Source organism: Aliiroseovarius sediminilitoris, from assembly GCF_900109955.1.
Lineage (GTDB): Bacteria > Pseudomonadota > Alphaproteobacteria > Rhodobacterales > Rhodobacteraceae > Aliiroseovarius > Aliiroseovarius sediminilitoris.
This window is the reverse complement of the sequence record NZ_FOJB01000001.1, coordinates 2,424,955-2,448,512: the sequence shown is the minus strand read 5'-3', so window position 1 is coordinate 2,448,512 and position 23,558 is coordinate 2,424,955. Positions and strand designations below refer to the sequence as shown.

General features: G+C 58.2%; 25 protein-coding genes. 7 read left to right on the top strand and 18 right to left on the bottom strand.

Annotation, left to right across the window (positions count from 1 at the left end):
* The first annotated feature begins 4 nt into the window (after positions 1-4).
* Both BMY55_RS12110 and BMY55_RS12105 read left to right on the top strand, forming a co-directional pair.
* A complete protein-coding gene (locus tag BMY55_RS12110) occupies positions 5-910 on the top strand; it encodes a DMT family transporter (protein ID WP_091430951.1) in 906 nt (301 codons plus the stop codon).
* A gap of 20 nt (positions 911-930) precedes the next feature.
* Positions 931-1,578, top strand: coding sequence for a sulfotransferase family 2 domain-containing protein (locus BMY55_RS12105; RefSeq protein ID WP_091430949.1), 648 nt, complete (start codon positions 931-933; stop codon positions 1,576-1,578).
* Between the two features lie 73 nt (positions 1,579-1,651).
* Here the strand turns inward: BMY55_RS12105 and BMY55_RS12100 are convergent, their stop codons facing one another.
* From BMY55_RS12100 to BMY55_RS16795, 8 genes are all read right to left on the bottom strand, one after another.
* Positions 1,652-3,856 carry a 3-hydroxyacyl-CoA dehydrogenase NAD-binding domain-containing protein gene (locus BMY55_RS12100; protein WP_091430947.1) on the bottom strand — a complete coding sequence of 735 codons (2,205 nt, stop codon included), beginning with the start codon at positions 3,854-3,856 and terminating at the stop codon, positions 1,652-1,654.
* A 15-nt stretch (positions 3,857-3,871) separates the two neighbouring features.
* The gene (locus BMY55_RS12095; RefSeq protein WP_091432496.1) at positions 3,872-5,077 is read right to left on the bottom strand and encodes an acetyl-CoA C-acetyltransferase; all 1,206 of its coding nucleotides are present in this window, start codon (positions 5,075-5,077) and stop codon (positions 3,872-3,874) included.
* A 17-nt stretch (positions 5,078-5,094) separates the two neighbouring features.
* Entirely contained in the window at positions 5,095-5,730 is a 636-nt protein-coding gene (locus BMY55_RS12090) for a glutathione S-transferase family protein (RefSeq protein WP_091430945.1), read from the bottom strand.
* Positions 5,731-5,872: 142 nt separating this feature from the next.
* Positions 5,873-6,085 (bottom strand): hypothetical protein, encoded by a 213-nt coding sequence (locus BMY55_RS12085; protein ID WP_091430943.1) that lies wholly within the window; start codon positions 6,083-6,085, stop codon positions 5,873-5,875.
* Between the two features lie 27 nt (positions 6,086-6,112).
* A complete protein-coding gene (locus tag BMY55_RS12080; protein ID WP_091430941.1) occupies positions 6,113-7,885 on the bottom strand; it encodes an acyl-CoA dehydrogenase C-terminal domain-containing protein in 1,773 nt (590 codons plus the stop codon).
* 23 nt (positions 7,886-7,908) lie between these two features.
* Positions 7,909-8,298, bottom strand: coding sequence for a MerR family transcriptional regulator (locus BMY55_RS12075; RefSeq protein ID WP_091430939.1), 390 nt, complete (start codon positions 8,296-8,298; stop codon positions 7,909-7,911).
* 249 nt (positions 8,299-8,547) lie between these two features.
* Entirely contained in the window at positions 8,548-8,916 is a 369-nt protein-coding gene (locus tag BMY55_RS12070) for a MerR family transcriptional regulator (protein WP_091432491.1), read from the bottom strand.
* Positions 8,917-9,085: 169 nt separating this feature from the next.
* On the bottom strand, positions 9,086-9,289 hold the full coding sequence (locus tag BMY55_RS16795; protein WP_143064333.1) for a hypothetical protein: 204 nt from the start codon (positions 9,287-9,289) through the stop codon (positions 9,086-9,088).
* Positions 9,290-9,393: 104 nt separating this feature from the next.
* Between BMY55_RS16795 and BMY55_RS12065 the strand changes: the two genes are divergently transcribed.
* The 3 genes from BMY55_RS12065 to BMY55_RS12055 are packed head-to-tail and all read left to right on the top strand — an operon-like array spanning position 9,394 to position 11,710.
* Positions 9,394-9,885, top strand: coding sequence for a PaaI family thioesterase (locus BMY55_RS12065; protein WP_091430938.1), 492 nt, complete (start codon positions 9,394-9,396; stop codon positions 9,883-9,885).
* Complete coding sequence (locus BMY55_RS12060) at positions 9,882-10,397, top strand: PaaI family thioesterase (protein WP_091430936.1); 516 nt, start codon at positions 9,882-9,884, stop codon at positions 10,395-10,397. Before BMY55_RS12065 ends, BMY55_RS12060 begins: the two co-directional genes overlap by 4 nt.
* Positions 10,394-11,710, top strand: a complete 1,317-nt coding sequence (locus tag BMY55_RS12055; RefSeq protein ID WP_091430934.1) for an MATE family efflux transporter — start codon at positions 10,394-10,396, stop codon at positions 11,708-11,710. The genes BMY55_RS12060 and BMY55_RS12055 overlap by 4 nt, the downstream gene beginning before the upstream one ends.
* Here BMY55_RS12055 and arsC read toward each other — a convergent pair.
* From arsC to BMY55_RS12040, 3 genes are read right to left on the bottom strand one after another with little or no spacing between them, the layout of a single operon-like run.
* Complete coding sequence (gene arsC, locus BMY55_RS12050) at positions 11,707-12,048, bottom strand: arsenate reductase (glutaredoxin) (protein ID WP_091430933.1); 342 nt, start codon at positions 12,046-12,048, stop codon at positions 11,707-11,709. The genes BMY55_RS12055 and arsC overlap by 4 nt on opposite strands.
* Positions 12,045-13,109 carry a quinone-dependent dihydroorotate dehydrogenase gene (locus tag BMY55_RS12045; RefSeq protein ID WP_091430931.1) on the bottom strand — a complete coding sequence of 355 codons (1,065 nt, stop codon included), beginning with the start codon at positions 13,107-13,109 and terminating at the stop codon, positions 12,045-12,047. Before BMY55_RS12045 ends, arsC begins: the two co-directional genes overlap by 4 nt.
* Positions 13,106-13,444, bottom strand: a complete 339-nt coding sequence (locus tag BMY55_RS12040) for a DUF952 domain-containing protein (RefSeq protein WP_091432488.1) — start codon at positions 13,442-13,444, stop codon at positions 13,106-13,108. The genes BMY55_RS12045 and BMY55_RS12040 overlap by 4 nt, the downstream gene beginning before the upstream one ends.
* 178 nt (positions 13,445-13,622) lie before the next feature.
* Here BMY55_RS12040 and BMY55_RS12035 point away from each other — a divergent pair, with 178 nt between their 5' ends.
* On the top strand, positions 13,623-15,194 hold the full coding sequence (locus BMY55_RS12035; protein WP_177179339.1) for a bifunctional metallophosphatase/5'-nucleotidase: 1,572 nt from the start codon (positions 13,623-13,625) through the stop codon (positions 15,192-15,194).
* Between the two features lie 161 nt (positions 15,195-15,355).
* Here the strand turns inward: BMY55_RS12035 and BMY55_RS12030 are convergent, their stop codons facing one another.
* From BMY55_RS12030 to BMY55_RS12000, 7 genes are all read right to left on the bottom strand, one after another.
* Entirely contained in the window at positions 15,356-15,916 is a 561-nt protein-coding gene (locus BMY55_RS12030) for a flavodoxin family protein (protein WP_091430930.1), read from the bottom strand.
* Positions 15,917-16,008: 92 nt separating this feature from the next.
* Entirely contained in the window at positions 16,009-17,331 is a 1,323-nt protein-coding gene (locus tag BMY55_RS12025; protein WP_091430928.1) for an NAD(P)/FAD-dependent oxidoreductase, read from the bottom strand.
* Between the two features lie 4 nt (positions 17,332-17,335).
* The gene (locus BMY55_RS12020; RefSeq protein WP_091430927.1) at positions 17,336-18,682 is read right to left on the bottom strand and encodes a glutamine synthetase family protein; all 1,347 of its coding nucleotides are present in this window, start codon (positions 18,680-18,682) and stop codon (positions 17,336-17,338) included.
* Positions 18,679-19,491, bottom strand: coding sequence for an ABC transporter permease (locus BMY55_RS12015; protein ID WP_091430925.1), 813 nt, complete (start codon positions 19,489-19,491; stop codon positions 18,679-18,681). The genes BMY55_RS12020 and BMY55_RS12015 overlap by 4 nt, the downstream gene beginning before the upstream one ends.
* The gene (locus tag BMY55_RS12010; RefSeq protein WP_091430924.1) at positions 19,488-20,378 is read right to left on the bottom strand and encodes an ABC transporter permease subunit; all 891 of its coding nucleotides are present in this window, start codon (positions 20,376-20,378) and stop codon (positions 19,488-19,490) included. The genes BMY55_RS12015 and BMY55_RS12010 overlap by 4 nt, the downstream gene beginning before the upstream one ends.
* Positions 20,375-21,520, bottom strand: a complete 1,146-nt coding sequence (locus tag BMY55_RS12005; RefSeq protein WP_091430922.1) for an ABC transporter ATP-binding protein — start codon at positions 21,518-21,520, stop codon at positions 20,375-20,377. Before BMY55_RS12005 ends, BMY55_RS12010 begins: the two co-directional genes overlap by 4 nt.
* A 71-nt stretch (positions 21,521-21,591) precedes the next feature.
* Complete coding sequence (locus tag BMY55_RS12000; RefSeq protein WP_091430920.1) at positions 21,592-22,677, bottom strand: polyamine ABC transporter substrate-binding protein; 1,086 nt, start codon at positions 22,675-22,677, stop codon at positions 21,592-21,594.
* A 165-nt stretch (positions 22,678-22,842) separates the two neighbouring features.
* Between BMY55_RS12000 and BMY55_RS11995 the strand changes: the two genes are divergently transcribed.
* Positions 22,843-23,502, top strand: coding sequence for a GntR family transcriptional regulator (locus BMY55_RS11995; RefSeq protein ID WP_245744729.1), 660 nt, complete (start codon positions 22,843-22,845; stop codon positions 23,500-23,502).
* The last annotated feature ends 56 nt before the right edge of the window (positions 23,503-23,558 follow it).

Genomic DNA, 23,558 nt, shown 5'->3' with positions numbered 1-23,558 from the left:
CGACATGTCAGGCAATCGGACGCTGACCGCAGCGGGCACAATTTGTCTGGCGATGCTGCTGTTGGGGTTCTTTGACAACTTTGTTGTGTTGATCGCGCGCGACCTTGGGTTGTGGCAATTCCATCTGATGCGCGCGATCATGGCCGTTGGAATACTCGTCCTTCTGTCATGGGTTGGACGCGCCCGGCTGAATCCCATCCGTCGCTGGGCCGTAACGATCCGTGGCGGGTTCGCAGCCTTGGCCATGCTGATCTATTTCGGCTCTCTGGCTTTCCTGCCGATCGGACAGGTCGCCGCCGGGCTGTTTACCGCACCCCTCTGGGTTCTGCTGATCGGTGCCTTGTTTCTGGGGGAACCTGTCGGCCTGACGCGCATCAGCGCCGCAGTCATCGGGTTTGCGGGCGTGCTGATCGTGCTTGACCCCTTTGCAAACGGCCTTGATCCCGTAGCGCTCGTTCCCATGACTGCCGGGTTTTTCTATGCCATCGGGGGGATCGCCACCCGGCAATGGTGCGAGGGGGAAAGCGCCTTGTCGATGCTGCTGTATTTCTTTCTGGCGCTGGGTTTGTTCGGCCTGATCGGCTCGGTTGTGATGACGTTATGGGTGCACGAGGTGCCCGCAGGCGCCGAAGGGTTCATTCTGCGTGGTGTGGTTTGGCCCACGCCGATAGGCTGGGGCTTGACCGTGATGCAGGCGGTGGGATCTTTGGTCGCCGTTGGCCTGATCTTCAAGGGGTATCAAATGGGAGATGCCGCACAGGTGGCAATCTATGAATATCTCTTGCTGCCCTTTGCTGCGGGGTGGGGTTTGGTCTTGTTTGGCGATCCGGTGCCTGCCCGCGCTATTTTTGGGATGGTCTTGATCATTGCCTCCGGCGCGATCATTTCGTTGCGCTCGCGCGCGACCTGAAACCGGGGTATTATCTGGCTATGATCATTTCACACGGGCGTCGTTACATTTTCATCCATCCGCCAAAAACCGGGGGGACCTCACTTGCGCTGGCGCTTGAGGCGCGGGCGATGAAGGACGACATCATGCTGGGCGACACGCCAAAAGCGGTCAAACGGCGCAGGCGTATGAAGCATGTTCAGTCGTCGGGTCGGTTGTGGAAACACTCTAAGCTGCGCGATGTTTACGGGCTGGTCACGCAAGAGCAGGTCGAGGATTATTTCATCGTGACGTTGGTGAGAAACCCCTGGGATCGGTTGGTCAGCTATTACCACTGGCTCAAGGCACAGCATTTCGATCATCCCGCGGTCGATCTGGCCCATGCGCTGACATTTTCCGAGTTCCTGAACCATCAGCATACGATTGACAGTTTCGCAGGATCACCGTTGGGATCTTACGTAACGGATCAGAACGGGCAGGAACGCTGTGATCTGTTCGCACGGATGGAAGCGTTGCCCGCCGATCTTGCCCCGCTCGAAGCGCATTTGGGGTTTTCATTGGGTCCGATGCCACATGAGAACAGATCTGACCGGCGCGCGGATTATCGCGATTATTACTGCGATGATGATGCCGCGTTGGTTGCCGATATGTGCGCGCCGGATATTCTGAGATTCTCATATACTTTCTGAGGCAAGACGGCCTGATTCAACAAAAACGGCCCGCGCGGTTGCACGGACCGTTCCAACGCCAAGTGGTCGTGGGTCAGGCGGCGTCCTGCGCCGTGTCGAACCGGCCATAGAACGTCTCGCCCTTGTCCGCCAAATCCCGCAACAGGGCAGGGGTGGTGAACCGCGCTCCGTGGGTTGCGGTCAGGCCATCGCAAATCTCAACCGCCTTGCCCGCGCCGATCATGTCCAGCCAGCTGAACGGACCGCCGGACCATGGCGCAAAGCCCCATGCAAGGATCGCACCGACGTCACCTTCGCGGATGTCTTCCAACACGCCTTCTTCCAGCGCGCGGACGGCTTCCAGAACCTGGCTCATCATCAGGCGATGCTTCACCTCGGTCAGGTCGGGTTGCTCATCTGCGGGCGGGAACCTGTCGCCAAGACCTTCCCACAGACCTGTGCGCTTGCCTTTGTCGTCGTAATTATAGAAACCTGCATTTGATTTCCGGCCCAAGCGGCCTTGGTCAGCCATCCAGAAGATGATGTCGTCCACCGCGCTGTCCGGGTAGTCATCGCCCATCGCCGCCTTGGTGGCCTTGGCGATTTTTACTCCCAGATCAATCGAGGTTTCGTCCACCAACTGCAACGGCCCCACCGGGAAGCCCAACAGTTTCGCGGCCCCTTCGACCAGTGCGGGCGACACGCCCTCGCCAACCATGCGCATCCCTTCGTTGATGTAAGGAATGATGCAACGGTTGCAGTAAAAGAAGCGAGCGTCGTTGACCACGATGGGCGTCTTGCGAATCTGGCGCACATAGTCGAGCGCCTTGGCCACAGCACGATCCCCGGTTGCGCGGCCCTTGATGATCTCGACCAGCATCATCCGTTCAACCGGCGAGAAGAAGTGGATGCCGATGAACTGATCGGGGCGTTCCGACGCCTTGGCCAGCTCGGTGATCGGCAGGGTCGAGGTGTTGGTGGCGAAGATGCAATCATCGCCCACAACGGCCTCGACCTTCTTGGTCATTTCGGCTTTGACGCCCACATCCTCGAACACCGCTTCGATGATCAGATCAGCACCTTTCAGCGAATCAAGATCGGTGGTGGCGCTGATGGCGGAAAGAACGGCCTCTTTCTTTTCAGGCGTTGCTTTTTTGCGGGCGATGCCTTTGTCCAGATAGGTCTCGGAATAGGCTTTGCCGCGATCTGCCGCCTCCTGGGTCTGGTCAATCAGCACAACCTCCATCCCCGCCATGGCCGAAACCAGCGCGATGCCTGCGCCCATCATGCCCGCGCCCAATACACCGACTTTCTTGACCGACTGATCGGCCACGTCTTTAGGACGCACAGCGCCTTTTTCCAACGCCTGCTTGTTGATGAAGAGCGACCGGATCATGGCAGATGATGACGGGTTCATCAGAACGTTCACGAACCAGCGGCATTCGACGCGCAGGGCATCATCGAACGGCACCAGTGCGCCTTCGTAAACAGCGGACAGAAGCGCCTTGGCTGCTGGATAGACGCCATTGGTCTTGCCGTGGATCATCGCAGCGGCGCCAACAAATGTCTGGAACCCCGCCGGGTGATAGGGCGCGCCGCCGGGCATTTTATAGCCCTTGGCATCCCATGGTTTCACGATATCGGCGTCGGTGGCGTTCAACACCCACTCTTTGGCGCGGGCCAGCAACTCATCCGCCGGCACAACGTCGTCAATCAGGCCGGACGTCTTTGCCTTGTCGGGTGTCACGGTCTTGCCTTCCAGCAAGAAGGGGGCAGCCGCCATCGCGCCCATCTTGCGCACAAGGCGGGTGGTGCCACCTGCGCCGGGGAAGATGCCGACCATGATTTCCGGCAGGCCGATCTTGGCCTTGGGGTTGTCGGCGGCAATGATGCGATGACAGGCCAGCGGGATCTCAAGCCCAATGCCAAGCGCGATGCCGGGCAGGGCCGCGACAATCGGTTTGCCGCCTTTGTTGGTCTTCGGGTCCATGCCCGCGCGTTCGATCTTGCGCAGCACGCCGTGCATTGCCATCACGCCGTCAAACAGACCCTTGGCCGGGTCGTCGCCCGCGTCCGACTTCATCTGTGCGATGACGTTCAGGTCCATGCCCCCGGCAAAGTCTTTCTTGCCAGAGGTGATGATCGCGCCTTTCACGGTGTCGTCTGCCAAAACAATGTCGATATGAGCGTCCAACTCGCGCAACGCGTCATAAGACAGAACGTTCATGGATTTGTTGGGGACATCCCAGGTGATGGTGGCGACGCCATCGGCGTCCACGGAATAGTGAAAATCAGCCATTATAACGTCTCCTTCTTACACGCGTTCGAGAATGGTTGCGGCACCCATGCCTGACCCGATGCAAAGTGTGGCCAGACCGGTTTCCTTGTCGGTGCGTTCCATTTCGTCCAACAGGGCACTCAGGATCATCGCGCCTGTGCCGCCCAGCGGATGACCCATTGCGATGGCACCGCCGTTCACGTTCACTTTGTTCGTGTCGGCGTCAAATGCTTGGATAAAGCGCAGCACGACCGAGGCGAAGGCTTCGTTGACTTCAAACAGGTCGATGTCGCCGAAACTCATGCCCGCAGCTTGCAGCACGCGTTCCGTGGCCGGAACCGGCCCGGTCAGCATGATTGTCGGGTCGGTGCCCACTTTTGACGTCGCTTTGACACGCGCCCGTGGCTTCAACCCGTGACGTTCGCCGAACTCCTTGTTGCCGATCAGAATGGCGGCAGAACCATCGGCGATGCCGGACGAGTTGCCCGCGTGGTGCACATGGTTGATCTTTTCCAGATGCGGATACTTCAGCAGGGCCACCGCGTCAAAGCCCGGCATTGCCTCACCCATCGCTTTGAATGACGGGTTCAAGCCACCCAGCGTTTGCATCGTGGTCTCGCGGATCATCTCGTCCTGCGCCATGATCTCAAGTCCGTTCTGGTCAACGACCGGAATGATCGACTTGAACCGGCCATCCGCCCGGGCAGCAGCGGCGCGTTTCTGGCTTTCGACGGCATAGGCGTCACAATCGTCGCGGCTAAACCCAAATTCGGTCGCAATGATGTCAGCCGAGATACCTTGCGGCACGAAATAGGCCTTCATGGCCAGAAAAGGATCGGCGGCAATCGCGCCGCCATCCATGCCCATCGGCACACGGCTCATGCTTTCCACGCCACCGGCGATATAGGCGTCACCTGCACCGCCTTTGACCTGGTTGGCGGCCATGTTCACAGCCTCAAGGCCCGAGGCACAGAAGCGGTTGATGGACACGCCCGGAATACGTTCGTCCAGATCGGAATAGAGCACCGAGGAACGGGCCAAACACGCGCCTTGCTCGCCCACTTGGGTCACGTTGCCCCAGATCACATCCTCAACGGCATGGCCATCAAGATTGTTGCGCTCTTTCAAAGCGTTCAGCGCCAGCGCGGACAGGCGCACGGCGGTCACCTCGTGCAGGGTGCCGTCTTTCTTACCTTTACCACGCGGGGTGCGCACGGCGTCATAGATATAGGCGTCGGTCATCTTTCGTCCTTTCGAGATCACGCACGGTCCGCAGGGGAACCGGGCATCAGGTCATAGGGGTGTTTCCAGCCGGGCGTGTCGGAAATACGGGTCAGCCAGGCGTCGATTGCGGGCCATTCGGTGCGGTCAAAGCCGAACGGTTCAGGATAGAACAGATAGCCACAGCACGAGATATCGGCGAGCGTGATGGTGTCGCCGACCAACCAGTCGCGCTTGCTCAACTCGCCTTCCAGCACTTTGTAAGCGGCGTTCAAACGGCCTTGGTTGAAGGCGATAACCTCTACGGGCCGCTTGTCCTCTGGAATGAAATTCATCAGGAAACGGGTCGGACCCGCCACTGACGACATCTTGTGATTGTCCCAAAACTGCCAGCGCAGGATTTCGCGGCGTTCGTTTGCGCTACGCCCGCCCAGCTTGCCGGATTTTGAGGACACGTAGTCCTGAATGACACCCGATTGCGACAGGGTCACATCCCCGTCGATCATCACCGGCACCTCGCCCATCGGGTTCAACTCGCGAAACTCCGGGCTTCTGCTTTCGCCGTGGAAGAAATCGACAAAAACAGGCTCCCAATCCAGGCCGGACAGTTCTAGCGTCAGTGCCGCCTTATAGGCGTTGCCGCTTTCCCCAAAGCAATACAGCTTGATCGTCATCCGAGCCTCCTTGTCGATGTTCCGTAGCCGGGGGCGCTGCCCCCGGACCCCCGGGATATTTATGACAAGAAAATACGAGCGGGCTTTTTCTTGTCATAAGTATCCCCGCCGGAGGCTCCTGTCGGGGCCGCGGGCGGCGTGGTCAGCGTTTGCGCGCATCCAATTCCGAATTGAACAAGCGCAAACGCGCGGTCAGGTTCTCGTGGTCCGTTACACTGTCGAAATGCTCGAAGAGGAAGGACAGGGCTTCACCTTCGTCAAGCCCTGCCTCTTTCGCGAAACGTCGCAGTCGACGATAGCCATCCTCTGTCATGGCACAGGGGAAGCGGCGGGTCAGTTTGAAGCGTTTCGGCATAATCTCTCCTTACTGTGTTGGCGTGGCTCAGAACGCGTCTGCGTCCAAGGCCATTACCATGTCCGCGCCGCTTTCGATGCGCGCCAGGTGCATACCCGTTGCGGGCAGGCGGCGTGCCATATAGTAGCGCGCTGTTGCCAGCTTGGTCTCATAGAACGTGGCGTCAGTCGCTCCATTTGCAAGGGCATCCAATGCAGCACGCGCTTGCTGCGCCCAAGCATAGCCCAGGCAGACATGACCAAACAGGTGCATGAAGTCATAGCTGCCTGCCAGCGCGTGATTGGGGTTCTTCATACCGTTTTGCATGAAGAACATCGACGCCGCTTGCAGGTGCTTCGATGCGGTTTTCAGCGGCTCGATGAAGTCTTTCATCTCATCGCCGTCCTGGCCCTTGCAATAGGATTTGATCAACTCGAAGAAGGCCATGACATGTTTGCCGCCGTCAGCGGCCAGCTTGCGACCCACCAGGTCGAGCGCCTGCACGCCATTGGCACCCTCATAAATTTGCGCGATGCGGGCGTCGCGAACGAATTGGCTCATGCCATGTTCTTCGATGTATCCGTGTCCGCCATAGACCTGCTGGGCCAGAACGGTCATATCGAAGCCCTGATCGGTCAGGAACCCTTTCAGAACCGGGGTCATCAGGCTGATGAGGCCATCTGCTTCCTTGTCGCCCGAACGATGTGCCTGGTCGATCAGCAGGGCACCCCAGAACAGGAACCCACGCGCGCCTTCGATGAAACTTTTCTGATCCATAAGTGAGCGGCGGATGTCTGGGTGCACGATCAGCGGATCGGCGGGGCCGTCGGGGTTTTTCACGCCGGTCACGTCGCGCCCTTGCAGGCGGTCCCTGGCATAGATCACGGCGTTCTGATACGCCGCTTCGGCTTGCGCCAGACCTTGCATGCCGACGCCCAAACGGGCTTCGTTCATCATGGTGAACATGGCGCGCATGCCTTTGTGCATGTCCCCCAGCAGGTAACCAGTGGCTTCGTCATAATTCATGACGCAGGTCGAATTGCCGTGGATGCCCATCTTTTGCTCGATATTACCAACGCTCACACCGTTGCGCGAACTGACGGAACCGTCTTCGTTGAGGTTGAACTTCGGCACGATGAACAGCGACACACCTTTGATGCCCTCGGGACCGCCCGGGATTTTCGCCAGCACAAGGTGGATGACATTCTCGGACATGTCGTGATCGCCAGCCGAGATGAAGATCTTCTGGCCCGACACCTTGTACGAGCCGTCGTCCTGCGGTTCCGCTTTGGTGCGCATAAGACCCAGATCGGTGCCGCAATGTGGCTCGGTCAAGTTCATGGTGCCGGTCCATTCGCAGCTGACCATCTTCGGCAGATAGGTCGCTTTTTGCTCGTCCGTGCCATGTGCCAGGATGGCCGAGGCTGCACCGTGCGTCAGGCCCTGATACATGGTGAAGGCCTGGTTCGCGGCCGAAAACATCTCGCCCACTGCTGTGCCCAGCAGAACCGGCATGTTCTGGCCACCGAACTCTTCCGGCATGTCCAGACCGGTCCAGCCGCCTTCTTTCATTTGCTCAAACGCTTCTTTAAAGCCGGGGGGGGTATAGACGACACCGTTTTCCAACCGGCAGCCTTCCTGATCGCCCACCACGTTCAGGGGCGTCAGAACCCCACTGGCCACTTTTCCGGCCTCTTCCAGAACTGCCGCCGTGAAGTCGGGTTCCAGTTCGTCGTAGCCGGGAATGTTCAGTTTGTCCGCCTTGAGCACTTCATGCAGAAGGAAGGCCATGTCCTTGGTCGGCGCGGTATAGCTGGGCATAGAGGTCGTCCTTGTCTTAGGTCTTATTGGTCATCGTCAAGTGAAGCGATCTTGTCGTTCACCCATTTCAACTGGTTTGTCAGATCGTCGATGGCGTCATCCAGCTCGGCCCGTTGACGCTTCAGGTCATCCAAATGACCAAGCGCCACGTCATAGGTGCGTTTCAGTTGCGTTTTTTGTTGGTCGCCGCGGTCGTAAAGGTCCAGCAATTGCCGTATTTCTTCCAGCGAAAAGCCGAAACGCTTGCCGCGCAGGATCAGTTTGAGACGCGCACGATCACGCTTGGTAAACAACCGCTTCTGGCCTTCACGAATGGGTGCGATAAGCTCCTTCGCTTCGTAAAAACGCAGCGTGCGCGCGGTGACGTTAAAGGCATCGCACATTTGCCGAATGGTCATAAGTTCGTCGGTCATACTAGCTCCAATCTTTACCCGACGCCGGTCGTGTGTTCTGACCAGCACGTCATACAATATAAGTTTACGTTGACGTAAATGTAACGTGGCGTCAGAGTTTTTCTTGTCGTTACGTAACGTCGAAAATCAGCATGCATGACGCAAGGGTATGGTTTTCAACAGAAAACAGGGTGCCGCAGGGTCAGCGCATATCGCCGGTTATTGTGGCAACACCCAATTACAACTTGAAACAAAGGAAAACGACGCGGGTCAGGTCAGCGCCTGGGCCACGTCGTCACGCAGTTTCTGAAGGTCTTTGATGCTTTCCGCCAGTTCTTCCTGCTGAGTGCGCAGATCAACGAGTTGCCGGTCGGCAAGCTCAACCCACGCGCGGTTTTGCGCATCTGTGCCTTTCTCATCATAGATCAGAAGCCACTGTCGCAGTTCCTCCAGCGAAAAGCCAAACCGCCGCCCGCGCAGAATCAGTGTCATACGCGCGATCTCGCGCGGGGTGTAATAGCGGGCGCGGCCTTCCTTTTCGGGACTCAGAAGTTCGATATACTCGTAGTATCTGAGCGTGCGCGGCGTCACGTCGAACTTCGCGCACATTTCCTTGAAGGTCAGGCGGTCTTCAGTCATCGGTGCCCCATTTTCAATCTTTATGGGACACAGCGTAATCGACCAGTGCATGGGGTGCAATTGCGTAGAACCACCTGCGGATTCTGGGCATGCCCTGTTCATCGAGCCAACTGTAACGGAACAGAATGCTCGGACCGCGATCAAGGCCGGGACTGTTGAACAAAGCGGGCTATTGCCCTGAACAAGGCGTTGCCCAGTGTTGCGGTGCGCGTTCGTCCACAGCATCAAACCCGGCACGGCCCGAGCAATAAGCCGCCGCAACGGCCAGACCTTTGTGGTAGCCCGGAGCAGCACCCGAATTGAGCAGCCAGCGGCACCTGCGCCCCACGCGCACTTTCCAACTCGGGACAATACGAGCGATGGCGCCTGTCACGAATGTTTTTGCAATTGGGAATTATTCCCAATTCGAGAAACAGGGCTAGACGTGTGTTTTGCAACAGCCAATAAAAGGCGGGACATGACAAAAGGGAACCTGTGATGATCAAAGGTCTTACTCCCGAAAAGAAAGCTGAAATTGCACGGAAATTTACCGAAGCCATCCCGCATTGCGGGGCCTTGGGCATGACCCTTGACGCGTTGGGGGAAGGCGAGGCAGTGATGTCCATGCCATATGATCCGCGCTTCATAGGCGATCCCCGTTCGGGGGTCATTCATGGTGGCGCGGTATCGGCGCTGATGGACACCTGCTGTGGCTCGGCGGTGATGAGCCACCCAGACGCCCCCGCGGTCACCGCGACGCTTGACCTGCGCATTGATTACATGCGCCCGGCGACGCCCGGGCAGCGGATCACAGCGCGCGCCACCTGTTATCACGTCACCCGGTCAGTGGCCTTTGTGCGAGCCGTGGCACTGGACGAAGATGAAAGCCGCCCGGTGGCCACCGCAACCGGCGCGTTTTCTGCCGATGGCGATTCCAAGCGCCGCTCGACCGAAATCTCGACCGAGATCAGTGGGGGGGACGCGCCATGAGCAGATCCGTCAAACGCCCCCGTCCCGAACCGGTCGAGGTGATCAAGAAACGTCGCGATGCAACCTTGTCGGCCCTTGTCGGCAGCGTGCCCTATCTGACCTTTCTGGGCATCACCGTCGAACGTCACGGGGACGAGTTGACCGCCATTCTGCCGTTTTCTGACAAGCTGATCGGCAATCCAATGCTGCCAGCCATCCATGGCGGGGTGACGGCGGCGTTTCTGGAAACCGCAGCGGTGATCGAACTCAGCTGGGTGTCTTTGTGGGAAGACATGGAAAGCGGCAAGCTGGACCCCGGCACGCTTGGCCCGGACAACCTGCCCTATCTGCCCAAGACAATCGATTTCTCGATCGACTATCTGCGGTCTGGCCTGCCGCGCGACGCCTATGCGCGCGCGCGGATTGTGCGGCAGGGGCGGCGCTACGCGTCGGTGCATGTCGAGGCGTGGCAGGACAATCGTAACAAGCTCTATACTCAAGCCACCGGTCATTTTCTGATGCCCAGCAAATGACCACGCGCGCAGCGCAGATCACCCATCGCCGTATCCTTGCGGTTGCGGGTCCAATCGTGCTGTCCAACGTAACGGTGCCTATTCTGGGTGTCGTGGATACCGGCGTCATCGGCCAGCTTGGCGAAGCGGCCCCGATTGGCGCGGTGGGGATCGGGGCGGTTGTCATTTCGACCTTCTATTGGGTGTTCGGTTTCCTGCGGATGGGCACCACGGGTCTGACCGCGCAAGCCTATGGGGCAGGACGAATGGGTGAAGTGTCGGCCATGCTGACCCGCGCGGTGTTGATTGCGGTGACAGCCGGGCTTGCGCTGATCGTGCTACAAGTCCCCCTGTTCTGGGCCGCGTTCAAACTTGCCCCTGCGTCGGTCGAGGTCGAGGGCATGGCGCAGGACTATCTGGCCATCCGTATTTGGGGCGCCCCGTTTGCCATTGCGATGACGGCCTTCACCGGCTGGCTGATTGCGTTGGAGCGCACGCGTTCCATCCTAGTGCTGCAAGTAGCGATGAACGGCATCAACATCGTTCTGGATGTCTGGTTTGTTCTAGGGTTGGGCTGGGGGATTCAAGGGGTCGCCATTGCCACCTTGATTGCCGAGGTCGGTGGCGCAGCCTTCGCTCTATGGCTCTGTCGGGACGTGTTCGCCAATGCCGCATGGCATGATCGGGTGCGGGTGCTGGATCCGGAAACCCTGAAACGCATGGCCGTCGTGAACAGCGACATTCTGATCCGGTCACTACTGCTCACAGCGATCTTCACCAGTTTCATGTTCTTCGGTGCCCGGTTTTCAGATGTCGAACTGGCCGCCAACCAGATCCTGCTTCAATTCCTGAACGTAGCCGCCTTTGCAATGGACGGTTTTGCCTTTGGCGCGGAAACCTTCGTGGGGCAGGCGTTGGGCGCACGAAACCGCGCCGGGCTGCGCCGTGCGGCGATCATGTCCAGCCAATGGGGGGCAGGCATCTCGGCTGCGCTGGCGTTGGGCTTTCTGTTATTCGGCGGCGCGGCCATCGACCTGATGACCACGGCCGAAGACGTGCGCATCGCAGCGCGCGTGTTCCTGATCTATATGGTGTTCGCGCCCTTGGTGGGGTGGCCTTCCTGGATGCTGGACGGGATATTCATCGGCGCGACCCGCACGGCAGACATGCGCAATATGATGGTGGTGTCTGCAACGATCTATATCATCGCCGTTCTGGCACTGATGCCGCTCATTGGCAATCACGGGCTGTGGCTGGCGCTGCTGATCTCGTTCATCGCGCGCGGTGTCACGCTTGGACTGCGCTATCCCGCATTGGAAAGGACCGTTGTCTAAAGTATCTCTATCACGCTTTCCGGCGGGCGACCAATCCGAGCCTTGCCCTCTTTGATTACGATGGGCCGTTCGATCAGGATCGGGTGCGCCACCATGGCCGCGATCAGGGTGTCATCGGGGCTGTCCTTGGTCAATCCAAGCTCTTTGAACCGTGTTTCACCCGTCCGCATGATCGCAATAGGTGCAGCATCCAGAGCGGTCAGGACCGACCGCAATGTGGCCGCGTCGGGTGCATCCTCAAGATACCGGCGCACGGTTACATCCTCGCCACGGTCTTCAAGAATGGCCAGGGTCTGGCGCGATTTCGAGCAGCGTGGGTTGTGCCAGATTTCAGTCATAGCCAATCCTTTCGTCCGGTTCCGACGGCGTCCGCGACATGGGCGAACCCGTCTCGTTCCAACAATTCATCGAGCCCCAGTGCGATCTCTTCCACAAGGCTCAACCCCTTATAGGCCAGCGCGGAATAAAGCTGCACGATCGAAGCCCCCGCGCGGATCTTCTGATACGCATCTTCCGCCGAGGCGATACCACCGACCCCGATCAGCGGCATGGTGCCATCGGTCAATTCAGACAACCGGGCCAGCACACGGGTGGATTTTTCAAACAGAGGGGGGCCGGACAGACCGCCTGCCTCGGCCCTGTATCGGCTTTTCAAACCATCGCGGGACAGGGTGGTGTTGGTGGCGATGATCGCGTCGACATCCACTTCTTGCGCGACACCCGCGACCTTGGCCAGTTCGGCGTCGGTCAGATCCGGTGCGATCTTCAGGAAGATCGGCGTATATTTGTCCTGCCCTTCACGCGCGGCCAAAACCCCTGACAACAGCCCCCGCAACGCATCCGCCCCTTGCAGGTCACGCAGCTTTTCGGTGTTGGGTGAGCTGACATTCACGGTCGCGAAATCGACATAGGGTCCGCAGGTTTCAAACACGCGGACGTAATCAGCCGCGCGGTCTTCACTGTCTTTGTTGGCCCCAAGGTTCAGCCCAACGGGCACAGGGCGTCGACGCGAACGGCGGGTCAGACGGGCCGCAGCTGCCTCCATCCCTTCGTTATTGAAGCCGAAACGGTTGATAACGGCCTGGTCTTCGGTCAGGCGAAACAGGCGCGGTTTCGGGTTGCCTGGTTGCGGATGCGGGGTGACGGCACCCACTTCGACAAAGCCAAAGCCTGCCTGCGTCAAGGCATCAACGACGGTCGCATTCTTGTCATAGCCTGCCGCAAGCCCGACCGGATTGCTCAGGGCCATTCCACAGAACGAGGTCCTCAGGCGGTCCGAGGTCACGATACCCGGCATTGGAACAACACCAGCCTTCATCGCCATAAGGGCCAGCGAATGCGAGTGTTCCGGATCAATCCGGTGCAGCACGCCAAGCGCGATTTTCTCGACCAGGTTCATGCAAGGGCTTTCGGAAAGTCGTGACCATCGCGACCCAGAGGCAATGCGCGATGCCACAGGGCTTCGGACAACATGAGATCACGATAAAGATGGGGAAACAAGGCGCCGCCGCGGGATGGTTCCCACTTCAAGGCAGCTCCCATGGCATCAGACTCAAACGCGACCAGCACCAAAGCGTCTTCGTCCGCGAAGTGTTTCGCGGCGGTTTCTGCCACCTGTTCGGCGGTCGAAAAGTGAATGTAGCCATCCTTCAGGTCGACCGGGGCGCCCAGCGTCTTGCCGGCTGCCTTGAACGCCTGCCATTCTGCGGTGCGAAAAATTTTGTATATCTGCATGCCCTCCATGTGACTCGCAGGCTGAACTTCGTCAAGCCATGTTGGCTTCCCGGGGCAATAGGTCGCCGCAGACCTGACATCTTCCCGTTACGTCAGTTTGCCATTCATATCGCGATCTTTGACAAGTCGGGCCGACTCGCGTCAACTTGTTTGCAAGACAAATAACAGGGGGTTCCCAATGATTATGCGTTTCATGACAACGGCTGCGGTGTTGGCCGTGACAGCGGGTACGGCGGCGGCGGATTACACGTTGACCGTTCTTCACACCAATGACTTTCACGCCCGGTTCGAACCGATCAGCAAATATGATTCCGGTTGCTCGGCCGAGGACAATACGGCAGGCGAGTGCTTTGGCGGTTCGGCCCGTCTGGTCAGTGCCGTCGCCGAGGCGCGCGCGCGCGCGAACAACACGATTCTTGTGGATGGGGGCGACCAGTTTCAGGGCACGTTGTTCTATACCTATTACAAGGGCAAACTGGCCGCCGAGATGATGAACAAGATGGGCTATGACGCCATGACCGTGGGCAACCACGAATTTGACGACGGCCCGGAAGTTCTGCGCGGTTTCATGGATGCGGTGGATTTCCCGGTCCTGATGTCCAACGCTGATGTGTCAGGCGAAGGGATGCTTGCCGGCGAACTCGCCAAATCGACCATCATCGAACGCGGCGGAGAAAAGCTGGGCTTGATCGGCCTCACCCCGCAGGACACCGACGAACTGGCCTCGCCCGGTCCCAATGTCATTTTCACCGATCCGGTGCAGGCGGTGCAGGGCGAGGTCGACAAGCTGACTGCCGAGGGGGTGAACAAGATCATCGTGCTCAGCCATTCGGGCTATGGGGTCGATCAGAAGGTGGCCGCAGAAACAACTGGCGTCGACGTTATTGTTGGTGGTCACTCGAATACGTTACTGTCCAACTCCAATGAAAACGCCGAAGGCCCGTACCCGACAATGATCGGGTCCACCGCGATTGTGTCGGCCTATGCTTATGGCAAATTCCTTGGCGAGTTGAATGTCACCTTTGATGACGATGGCAACATCACCGAAGCCAGCGGTGAGCCGATCATCATGGACGTTTCAGTGGCTGAGGACGAAGCGACCGCAGCGAGAATTGCCGAGGCAGCGGTTCCACTGGACGAAATTCGCAATAAGGTTATCGCCGAAACGAGCGAGGTCATCGACGGAGAGCGCACTTCGTGCCGTGCTCGGGAATGCGCGATGGGCAACATCATCGCCGATGCGATGCTGGCGCGCGTAAAGGATCAGGGCATCCAGATCGCCATTCAGAACGGTGGCGGTATTCGCGCCTCGATTGATGCGGGTGAAGTGACGATGGGCGAAGTATTGACGGTTCTGCCCTTCCAGAACACGTTGTCGACCTTCCAGGTCTCGGGCGAGGTCATCCTTGCGGCGCTTGAAAACGGCGTCAGCCAGTATGAAGACGGCGCTGGTCGCTTCCCGCAGGTGGCGGGATTGAAATTCACCTTCGACGTGTCGAAGCCGGCAGGCGAACGGATATCGGACGTGATGGTCATGGAAGGCGACAGCTATGTGCCGCTTGATCCTGCCAAGACTTATGGTGTTGTGTCCAACAATTATGTTCGCAACGGCGGTGACGGATACAAGATGTTCCGCGACGCGCAGAACGCATATGATTTTGGCCCGGACCTTGCCGACGTGACCGCCGAGTATCTGGCTGGGATGGGATCGGCGACGCCAATGCTGGATGGGCGGATCACGCAGAAGTAAAACCCGTCAACGACGAAACGGAAAACCCCTGCCGTTGACCGGTGGGGGTTTTTCGTATTCCTGAACCACTCAAGCGTCTGATGAGTTCGCGATCTGGCAGATACCGAGGAAAGAAGGGCATGTTTCTAACGGCCAGTGCCAGAACGGCACCAAGAAAGCCGTCAACGGTGCCCGCGCGTCCAACGGGTTGTGACCTGTTCGACACGTGCGCCGAACCGGCGTGCGGTCTCAAGATCACTCGCGGGCAGATCATCATCCTGTCCCAGTTTTTCTGTGACCATCAGACCCAGCCAGCTTCCGTCGCGATTGGCACCGTGTCGGTCAGGCTTGACCGGTGCCCCGATCTCGGACTGGCCAACCCAGATCATGCCCATCTGGGCAGCGAATATGGACAACCTTTGCAGGGTTGCCAGTTTGTCACCCGACGGATGGATCGCAGTCGTAAAGCCCGCCGCGATCTTATCGACCCATTTGCCATGTTCCCTGCGGGTATCGACCGCCTCCAGAAACTGGCTGAACCGCGCGGCGGCTGACCCCATATAGGTCGGTGCCCCGAAAACAATGGCATCGGCAGCATCAAGTGCCTCCCAATCGGCGTCGGTTATCGCAGCCACATCAATCAGCTGCGCTGATTTGCCAACCCCCTGCGCAATAGCCTGCGCAATACGTTTGGTGTGGCCAAAGCCGGAAAAGAAGGGAATGCAAACAGTCGGGCTGGTCATGTCGCCACCTTGAGGTAATCCGACAGTTTGTCAATTTGATGGGTCAAGACGGGATACCTCCGGGATTTCTGAACAAGAAGAAGTCGGGATGGTCAGGTGACTGGGCCGTCTTTCAACCGGTATGCAAGGATGGCTGGATAAAGATAGCTGCGCCTGATCGACGGCAAGGGGAAGCGGGGCAGGGGACGCGCGTGGATGGGTAGCAAGGGATCGCGCCCCATTGCCAAATCCGCCAGTCGCGCACCCACCCATGTGCCCATGGCGACCCCATTTCCGTGATAATTCATGCCCACCCATGCGTCTTCCCAATCTCCGATCGGCCCGGCATAGGGCAGCAGGTCGCGGGACAGGCTGACGAGGCCGGACCAGAAGAACGGGGTTTCGACATTGACCCAAGCCGGGAACATCGCCGCGAGGTCTCGGCGCATCCGCGCACGCATCGCGGCCTGCCCCTGCGCGCTTGCCCTGACATTGCCGCGTGCGCCGAACAGAAAGCGGCGGTCGGGAAGCAGGCGAAAATAGTGCAAGAGGTGACGGCTGTCATAGGCCATAAGATCAGTGGTCCAGCCTTGGGCAAAGATTTCATCTTCAGTCAGGGGGCGGGTGATTAGGATGTTGGATTGCAAGGGAAGGTAACGCCCGGTCAGCCAGTCGGGAAGGCCGTCTGCGCCATATCCGTTTGTTGCAAGGATCAACTTCCGTGCCGTCAATTGGCCGCGCGGCGTTTTCAGCTTATAGGTGCTGCCTGATCGGGTGATCGACTGGACCAGGCTGTTTGCACGGATCAATGCCCCGACATTTGCGGCGGCGGTGGCAAGGCCGGTCAAGTATCTTCCGGGATTGAGTGCAAAACCCAGGGGCACGTGAAGCCCACCGTGAAAGGTGCCGGATGCGCCTTGGTCTGCAAGGTCTTGCTGCGGGATCAGCGTGGCGTCGACGCCGTATTCTGCCCAGAGGTCCCGTTCGGCGCGCAGGGTGGGCAGTATGTCGGGCCGGTGGGCGAGTTGCAGTTCTCCGCTTGAATGGGTCTCGGCATCAATTCCGTGGGTCGAGAGCAAGTCGTCGACGAGGTCGATTGCGCCGCGCTGAGCATTGAAATAGGCCTGTGCGGCAGCAACGCCAAACCGCTGGCGGATTGCGCCAAGCCCGATCTTGTCGCCTCCGATGCAGCAGAAACCGCCATTGCGACCAGAAGCCCCCCAGCCCGGAACGTGTGCTTCCAGCAGAGTGACTTCGGCACCGGACTGGGCAAGATGCAGAGCTGCCGACAAGCCGGTAAAGCCGCCACCGACGATGGCGACCTCGGTTGTTTCTGCGTCCGTCAACTCCGGCCAGGTCTGGTCAGGCAGCGGCCAGATACATTCTGCCCGTGCCGCATCAGAATAGGCATAGCCTTCATAGATGCGGCGGGGCATTGGCTCAGAGCCGTCCGAGATAGGCGCGGTATTCGATCTGGCTGATTTCGTTTGTGAGCTGGTCGATCTCATCCAGTCGCACAGCGGCGTATATGTCGCGATAGCGTTCGCCAAAGATGTCCGCAGCAATGTCGGATTGCGAGAACCGGTCGACAGCGCGGATCCAGTCGGCGGTCAGACGCGGCGCGGTTTCGGCATTTGGGTCATCCAATGGCAACGGCAGGTCCGGTTTCGTTTCCAACCCATGCAGAATGCCGCCCAAGATGGCGGTGATCACCAGATAGGGGTTCACATCTGCGCCCGCTATCCGGTGTTCCAGACGGGCACCGGGACCCGAGACCTCGGGCAGACGGACGCCGGCGGCACGGTTGTCATAGCCCCAGTCGGGGGCCGACGGGGCAAAGCTCATCGGGCGATAGCGACGATAGGAGTTTAGATGGGGTGCAAAGATGGCCTGCAAATCGCGCATGGTGTCAAGCGCGCCACCCACCGCAGCACGCAGCATTTCTGATGCCTGTCCGCTGCCATCGTCGAAAATGTTTTTGCCATCTTTATCAATGACCGATGCGTGCAAATGCATCCCGTTGCCCGGAAAATTGGAATATGGTTTCGCCATGAAGGTGGCTTCCAACCCGTGATTGCGGGCAACTCCCCGGACCAATCGCTTGAACAAAAGCGCCGTATCGGCAGCCTTCATTACATCGTCGGTATGGTGGAAATTGACCTCGAACTGGCCTGGGCCGTATTCGGCAATCAACGTGTCCGTCGCAATGCCCTGAATGGCCGATATCTCCAGAATATCGTCCAGCACATCTTGCGTGCGTTCCAGCACTTCAAGATCATAATTCTGGGCGTCGGGGCTGCGATCGGGTGGGGTCGGCGCCTCGTCTTCGCTTTGGCGTGGCTGGATCAGATAGAACTCCAACTCGCTGGCAAGAACCGGGTGCCATCCCTTGTCATGGAACCGGTCAACCATGTTGGAAAGCAGTTTGCGCGACGATAATTCACTGATCTTGCCCGTATCGGGATCGAGCATTTCAACCTGCACCTGTGCCATGTTTCCCTTGGCCCATGGCACTGGTTTAAGCGAACCGGCGATCGGGACGATACGTCCGTCCGGGTCACCCACGACAATGCCCAACCCAGTTTCGGACACTTCAGCCCCCAGAATGTTCGGTACATATGTGGAATGAGGCAGGCGCACTGCCCCATCAGTCAGCTTCTGTTCATCATCCCCCGGCAACCATTTGCCCCGCAAGACGGCGTTGATGTCACACAACATCAGCTCAAGCCGATCCGGCCGCCCATGCGCTTTGCAATAATCGGCGTATTCTTTCAGGAAGTCGGTCATTGGATGGCCTCTTGTTCGTCTTTCTGACGCTTGGCAATGGACCGCTTGGATGTCAGCGACGCACCGATAACGCCGATGGTGACAAGACCGATCATGATGGTGGACAGGGCGTTGATTTCGGGGCTCACGCCCAGCCGCACCGCCGAGAAGATCTTGATCGGCAGCGTGGTCGAGCTGGGTCCGGAAGTGAACGACGCGATCACAAGGTCGTCCAGCGACAGGGTGAAGGCCAGCAACCAGCCAGATACGACCGCCGGCATGATGATGGGCAGGGTGACAAGGCGAAAGGCCTCGAATCCGGTGCAGCCCAGATCAAGTGCGGCCTCTTCCAGCGACTGGTCGAAGGTCACAAGGCGGGAGGAGACCACGACCGATACAAAGCACATCGAGAAGGTGGTATGTGCCAGAACGATGGTCAGAACCCCACGGTCCAGTCCGATCGAGATGAACAGCAGGAGCAAAGACAAACCTGTGATCACTTCTGGCATCACGAGCGGCGCGTAGATCATGCCAGAAAATACCGTGCGGCCGGGGAAACGGCCCGCGCGCACGATGACATAGGCCGCCATCGTGCCCAGCACCGTGGCGATGGATGACGACATCACCGCGACTTTCAACGTGACCCACGCCGCGTCCAGAAACGCCTCGTTTCGGAATAGCTCGCCATACCATTTGGTCGAGAACCCGGACCATACGGTCACAAGTTTACCCGCGTTGAAAGAATAGGTGATCAGGATCATCATCGGAATATAGAGAAACGCAAATCCCAAGGTCAGGGAAACCGCGTTGAACCAGGACAGACGCCTCATTTCTCAGCCTCCCTTTGCTTTTCTTCGTTCCGCTGGAACAGGACAATCGGGATAATCAGCAGTAGCAGAAGAATGACGGCGACGGCGGACGCTACTGGCCAGTCGCGGTTCGAGAAGAACTCTTCCCAAAGCACTTTGCCGATCATAAGCGTTTTCGACCCGCCCAACAGGGCCGGGATCACGAATTCACCCATGGCGGGGATAAAGACGAGGAAAGACCCGGCCACGACGCCCTGCTTGGAAAGCGGAAATGTCACCAGCCAGAAAGCGTTGAAGCGCGAGCAGCCAAGATCTTCGGCGGCTTCCAGCAGGCTTTCGTCCATCCGCTCCAGCGCCGAATAGATCGGCAAGACCATGAAGGGCAGGTAGGTGTAGACGATGCCGATATAGACGGCGAGGTTGGTGTTCAGGATCACCAACGGCTCGCTGATAATTCCCAGATACATCAATAGCTGGTTCAATAGCCCTTCGTTCGAAAGGATCGCTTTCCACGAATAGACGCGGATCAGGAAACTGGTCCAGAAGGGCAGGATGATCAGCATCATCAATGTCGGGCGCCATTCGTCCGGCGCGCGGCTCATCCCATAGGCGATCGGATACCCAACCATCAGGGTCAGTATCGTCGAGATGATGGCGATCTTCAGGCTGGACAGATAAGCCTTCCAATACAGGTCATCCTCGGTCAACCAGGTGAAGTTTTCGATGTCCAGCCCGGCCCACCATTCCTTCACACCTGCCCAGCCTTCGGACAGGTCAAGCGTGGGGGTGTAGGGCGGGATCGACAGCGCAGTGTCCGACAAGCTGATCTTCAAAACGATCAGGAATGGCACCAGAAACAAGGCCAGTAGCCATAGATAGGGGATGGAAATCAGGGCGAAGCGTTTCATTTGTCCAGCACCACGCCGGCGGTGTCCGTGAAGCCTAGCCAAACCTTGTCTTCCCAAGTGATCTGGCGGCGGTGAATGCGGCGCGTATTGGCGATCTGTGCCTTGATTGTCTCACCGGTCGTGGTTTCAATCACATAAGTGGACATGTTGCCCAGATAGGCGATGTCCAGGACTTTGCCCTTGATCACATTGGCCTGATCCTTTGGGCGCGAGGTATAGATGCTCATTTTCTCGGGCCGCACCGCCAGTGTGGCGGCACCTCCAAGGGGCAGATCCTGCTGTGAAATGCCGGTTAGCTCGGGTTGACCTTCAGCCCAGGCAATGGACGCGTGTCCACCGCCCGTCTTGGACACGTTGCCCCTGATCAGGTTTACGTCACCAATGAAGTCAGCGACATAGATTGACTTCGGCTCTTCATAGATCTTCGAAGGCGTGTCGACCTGAATAATCTTGCCATGATCCATTACGGCAATGCGACTGGCGACGGTCATCGCTTCTTCCTGGTCATGTGTCACGATCACGAAAGTTGTGCCGGTTTTTTCTTGAATATCCATCAATTCAAACTGCGTATCCTGACGCAGCTTTTTGTCCAGCGCGCCAAGGGGTTCGTCCAGCAACAAGAGCTTGGGGGCTTTCGCAAGCGACCTCGCCAACGCGACACGTTGGCGTTGGCCGCCGGAAATCTGGTGCGGCTTGCGGTTGGCAAACTTGTTCAGTTGCACGAGGGTCAGCATTTCCTCGACCCGTGCAGCGATCTGGTCTTTCGGTTGCTTGTCGCGTTTCAGACCGAACGCAATATTTTCGGCCACCGACAGGTGGGGAAACAGCGCATAGCTTTGGAACATCATGTTCACGGCGCGTTTGTTGGGGGGAATGGCGGCGATGTTCTGGCCGTCAATCAGAATGGCGCCTTCGGTCGGCGTTTCGAACCCGGCCAGCATCCGCATCATTGTGGTCTTGCCGCAGCCAGACGGTCCCAACAGCGCAAAGAATTCCTGCGCGTAGATGTCGATTGAAAGATCGTCAATCGCAGTGAAATCACCCCAACGTTTGGTGACATTCTGAAACTGGATCAAGGGCTTGGCCTGGGCGTCTTCCCAGGGTGCGAAAACAGAGACCGGAGCAGTTGCGGCGTCAGACATGATAACCTCGGGTGGGTAAAAGGTAGCGCCCCCCGCAAGTGGCAATCAGCGGAGGGCGCGAAGGGGCGACTTTAGGTGCCCGATTTGATCTTCGTCCACAGACGAGTCAACACGCGCTGCACCTTCGCCTCGTATGGCGACTTGGTGTAAAGGTTCTTGACCGTCTCTTCGCCGGGATAGATCGCCGGGTCGCCAATGACATCTTCGACCAGGTATTCCTGGCTCGCCTTGTTGCCGTTGGCGTAATAGACGTAGTTCGAGGCGGCAGCCATATTCTCGGCATCCATGATGAAGTTCAGGAATGTGTGTGCGGCTTCCGGGTTTGGCGCGTCTACCGGGATCGCCATCTGGTCGAACCACATCAGCGAGCCTTCAGCGAACGCATTATAGGCGATTTCAACGCCGTTATCTGCCTCAGCGGCACGATCGCGGGCCTGCAACACGTCACCAGACCAGCCGACGGCCACACAGATATCGCCATTGGCCAGCGCGTTGATGTATTCCGAGCTGTGGAATTTCTGAATGTACGGGCGAACCGCCATCAGGACGGGTTCGACCTTTGCGATGACATCCGGGTCGGCGCTATCGGGGTCTTCACCCAGATATTTCAGCACCATGGGAATGATTTCGGTCGGGGCATCCAGGAATTGCACGCCGCATTCCGCCAGTTTTTCCATGTTTTCAGGGTTGAGCACCAGTTCCATACTGTCGATGGGGGCGTCTTCGCCAAGTATTTCGGTCACTTTGCCAACGTTGACGCCCAATCCGGTGGTGCCCCACATATAGTTGATGGAGTATTCGTTGCCAGGATCATACTGCGCCGTGCGCGCTTCGATCACATCCCACATATTGGAAATGTTCGGCAGTTTGGACTTGTCCAGCTTTTGGAATGCGCCTGCGGTGATCTGGCGTTGTAGGAAGTCCGCAGTCGGAACGACAACGTCATACCCCGAGCCGCCGGCGAGCATCTTTGTCTCAAGCACTTCGTTGGAATCGAACACGTCATAGATAAGATCGATCCCAGTCTCTTCCTCGAACTTTGCCAGCAGGTCTTCGTCAATATAGTCGGACCAGTTATAAACGCGCACCTCTTCAGCCGTGGCGGCGCTTGCCCCCATTGCCAATGCGATACCCAACATCACCCAAGTATTTTTCATCTTCAGTTTTCTCCCTGTTTGAGGCCAAAGCCTCGATTTGCAACATTTGATCAAAAAAATGCCGTTCGCGCAATATGGTAATATTGCTGATAGCATAGTAGATTGCTTTCAAAGATTATCTTTGCAGCCGGAATTGGCAAAACAATTGTGATGAAGGGGGCGCCCATGTCCGAAAAACCCGCGAAATTGCCAGATCATCAACGCGTTTACCGTAAACTGCGCGAGATGATTCTGTTCGGCGAACTTGCCCCCGGTCAACCTGTCACCATTCAGGGTTTGGTTCAGGTGTTGGATGTCGGCATGACTCCGGTGCGCGAGGCGATCCGCAGGTTGACTTCGGAAGGGGCGCTGATCTTCAAGGGGAACCGCCGCGTGTCCGTGCCACAACCCGATATGGCGCAATGGAATGAAATCGCATTCGCTCGTCTGAGCATCGAGCCAGAGTTAGCTCGAATGGCTACGAAAAACATTGGTCCGGTCGAGCTTGAGCGCTTGATTGGCTATGATGATCTGCTCAACGCTGCGATCGACCGTGGAGACGTGCGCGGCTATCTGGAGCACAATTATCGGTTCCATGCCTATCTGTATGATCAGGCCGGCACCGAGGTGTTATCGTCTATCGCCAACATGCTGTGGCTGCGTGCCGGCCCATCTCTGCGGGTCGTGCTGGGGCGCTATGGTACGGCAAACCTGCCCGACAAACATGCCGAGGCGCTAGAGGCGTTGAAATCCGGTGACGCCGACCGCGTTGCTGCCGCTGTCCAGGGTGACATTGAACAGGGAATCGCTCAGGTTCGGGAAACCTTGCTGACCGAGAAGATTTGATCAGATTGCAGTCCTGCCGTTGACAGTAGATTTTTTGATCATATTCTGACCGCAGC

Excerpts from the sequence above, each read along its gene's own strand:
- BMY55_RS12110 (WP_091430951.1), top strand. The coding sequence starts at position 5 with ATGTCAGGCAATCGGACGCTGACCGCAGCGGGCACAATTTGTCTGGCG.
- BMY55_RS12105 (WP_091430949.1), top strand. The coding sequence starts at position 931 with ATGATCATTTCACACGGGCGTCGTTACATTTTCATCCATCCGCCAAAA.
- BMY55_RS12100 (WP_091430947.1), bottom strand. The coding sequence starts at position 3,856 with ATGGCTGATTTTCACTATTCCGTGGACGCCGATGGCGTCGCCACCATC.
- BMY55_RS12095 (WP_091432496.1), bottom strand. The coding sequence starts at position 5,077 with ATGACCGACGCCTATATCTATGACGCCGTGCGCACCCCGCGTGGTAAA.
- BMY55_RS12090 (WP_091430945.1), bottom strand. The coding sequence starts at position 5,730 with ATGACGATCAAGCTGTATTGCTTTGGGGAAAGCGGCAACGCCTATAAG.
- BMY55_RS12085 (WP_091430943.1), bottom strand. The coding sequence starts at position 6,085 with ATGCCGAAACGCTTCAAACTGACCCGCCGCTTCCCCTGTGCCATGACA.
- BMY55_RS12080 (WP_091430941.1), bottom strand. The coding sequence starts at position 7,885 with ATGCCCAGCTATACCGCGCCGACCAAGGACATGGCCTTCCTTCTGCAT.
- BMY55_RS12075 (WP_091430939.1), bottom strand. The coding sequence starts at position 8,298 with ATGACCGACGAACTTATGACCATTCGGCAAATGTGCGATGCCTTTAAC.
- BMY55_RS12070 (WP_091432491.1), bottom strand. The coding sequence starts at position 8,916 with ATGACTGAAGACCGCCTGACCTTCAAGGAAATGTGCGCGAAGTTCGAC.
- BMY55_RS12065 (WP_091430938.1), top strand. The coding sequence starts at position 9,394 with ATGATCAAAGGTCTTACTCCCGAAAAGAAAGCTGAAATTGCACGGAAA.
- BMY55_RS12060 (WP_091430936.1), top strand. The coding sequence starts at position 9,882 with ATGAGCAGATCCGTCAAACGCCCCCGTCCCGAACCGGTCGAGGTGATC.
- BMY55_RS12055 (WP_091430934.1), top strand. The coding sequence starts at position 10,394 with ATGACCACGCGCGCAGCGCAGATCACCCATCGCCGTATCCTTGCGGTT.
- arsC (WP_091430933.1), bottom strand. The coding sequence starts at position 12,048 with ATGACTGAAATCTGGCACAACCCACGCTGCTCGAAATCGCGCCAGACC.
- BMY55_RS12045 (WP_091430931.1), bottom strand. The coding sequence starts at position 13,109 with ATGAACCTGGTCGAGAAAATCGCGCTTGGCGTGCTGCACCGGATTGAT.
- BMY55_RS12040 (WP_091432488.1), bottom strand. The coding sequence starts at position 13,444 with ATGCAGATATACAAAATTTTTCGCACCGCAGAATGGCAGGCGTTCAAG.
- BMY55_RS12035 (WP_177179339.1), top strand. The coding sequence starts at position 13,623 with ATGATTATGCGTTTCATGACAACGGCTGCGGTGTTGGCCGTGACAGCG.
- BMY55_RS12030 (WP_091430930.1), bottom strand. The coding sequence starts at position 15,916 with ATGACCAGCCCGACTGTTTGCATTCCCTTCTTTTCCGGCTTTGGCCAC.
- BMY55_RS12025 (WP_091430928.1), bottom strand. The coding sequence starts at position 17,331 with ATGCCCCGCCGCATCTATGAAGGCTATGCCTATTCTGATGCGGCACGG.
- BMY55_RS12020 (WP_091430927.1), bottom strand. The coding sequence starts at position 18,682 with ATGACCGACTTCCTGAAAGAATACGCCGATTATTGCAAAGCGCATGGG.
- BMY55_RS12015 (WP_091430925.1), bottom strand. The coding sequence starts at position 19,491 with ATGAGGCGTCTGTCCTGGTTCAACGCGGTTTCCCTGACCTTGGGATTT.
- BMY55_RS12010 (WP_091430924.1), bottom strand. The coding sequence starts at position 20,378 with ATGAAACGCTTCGCCCTGATTTCCATCCCCTATCTATGGCTACTGGCC.
- BMY55_RS12005 (WP_091430922.1), bottom strand. The coding sequence starts at position 21,520 with ATGTCTGACGCCGCAACTGCTCCGGTCTCTGTTTTCGCACCCTGGGAA.
- BMY55_RS12000 (WP_091430920.1), bottom strand. The coding sequence starts at position 22,677 with ATGAAAAATACTTGGGTGATGTTGGGTATCGCATTGGCAATGGGGGCA.
- BMY55_RS11995 (WP_245744729.1), top strand. The coding sequence starts at position 22,843 with ATGTCCGAAAAACCCGCGAAATTGCCAGATCATCAACGCGTTTACCGT.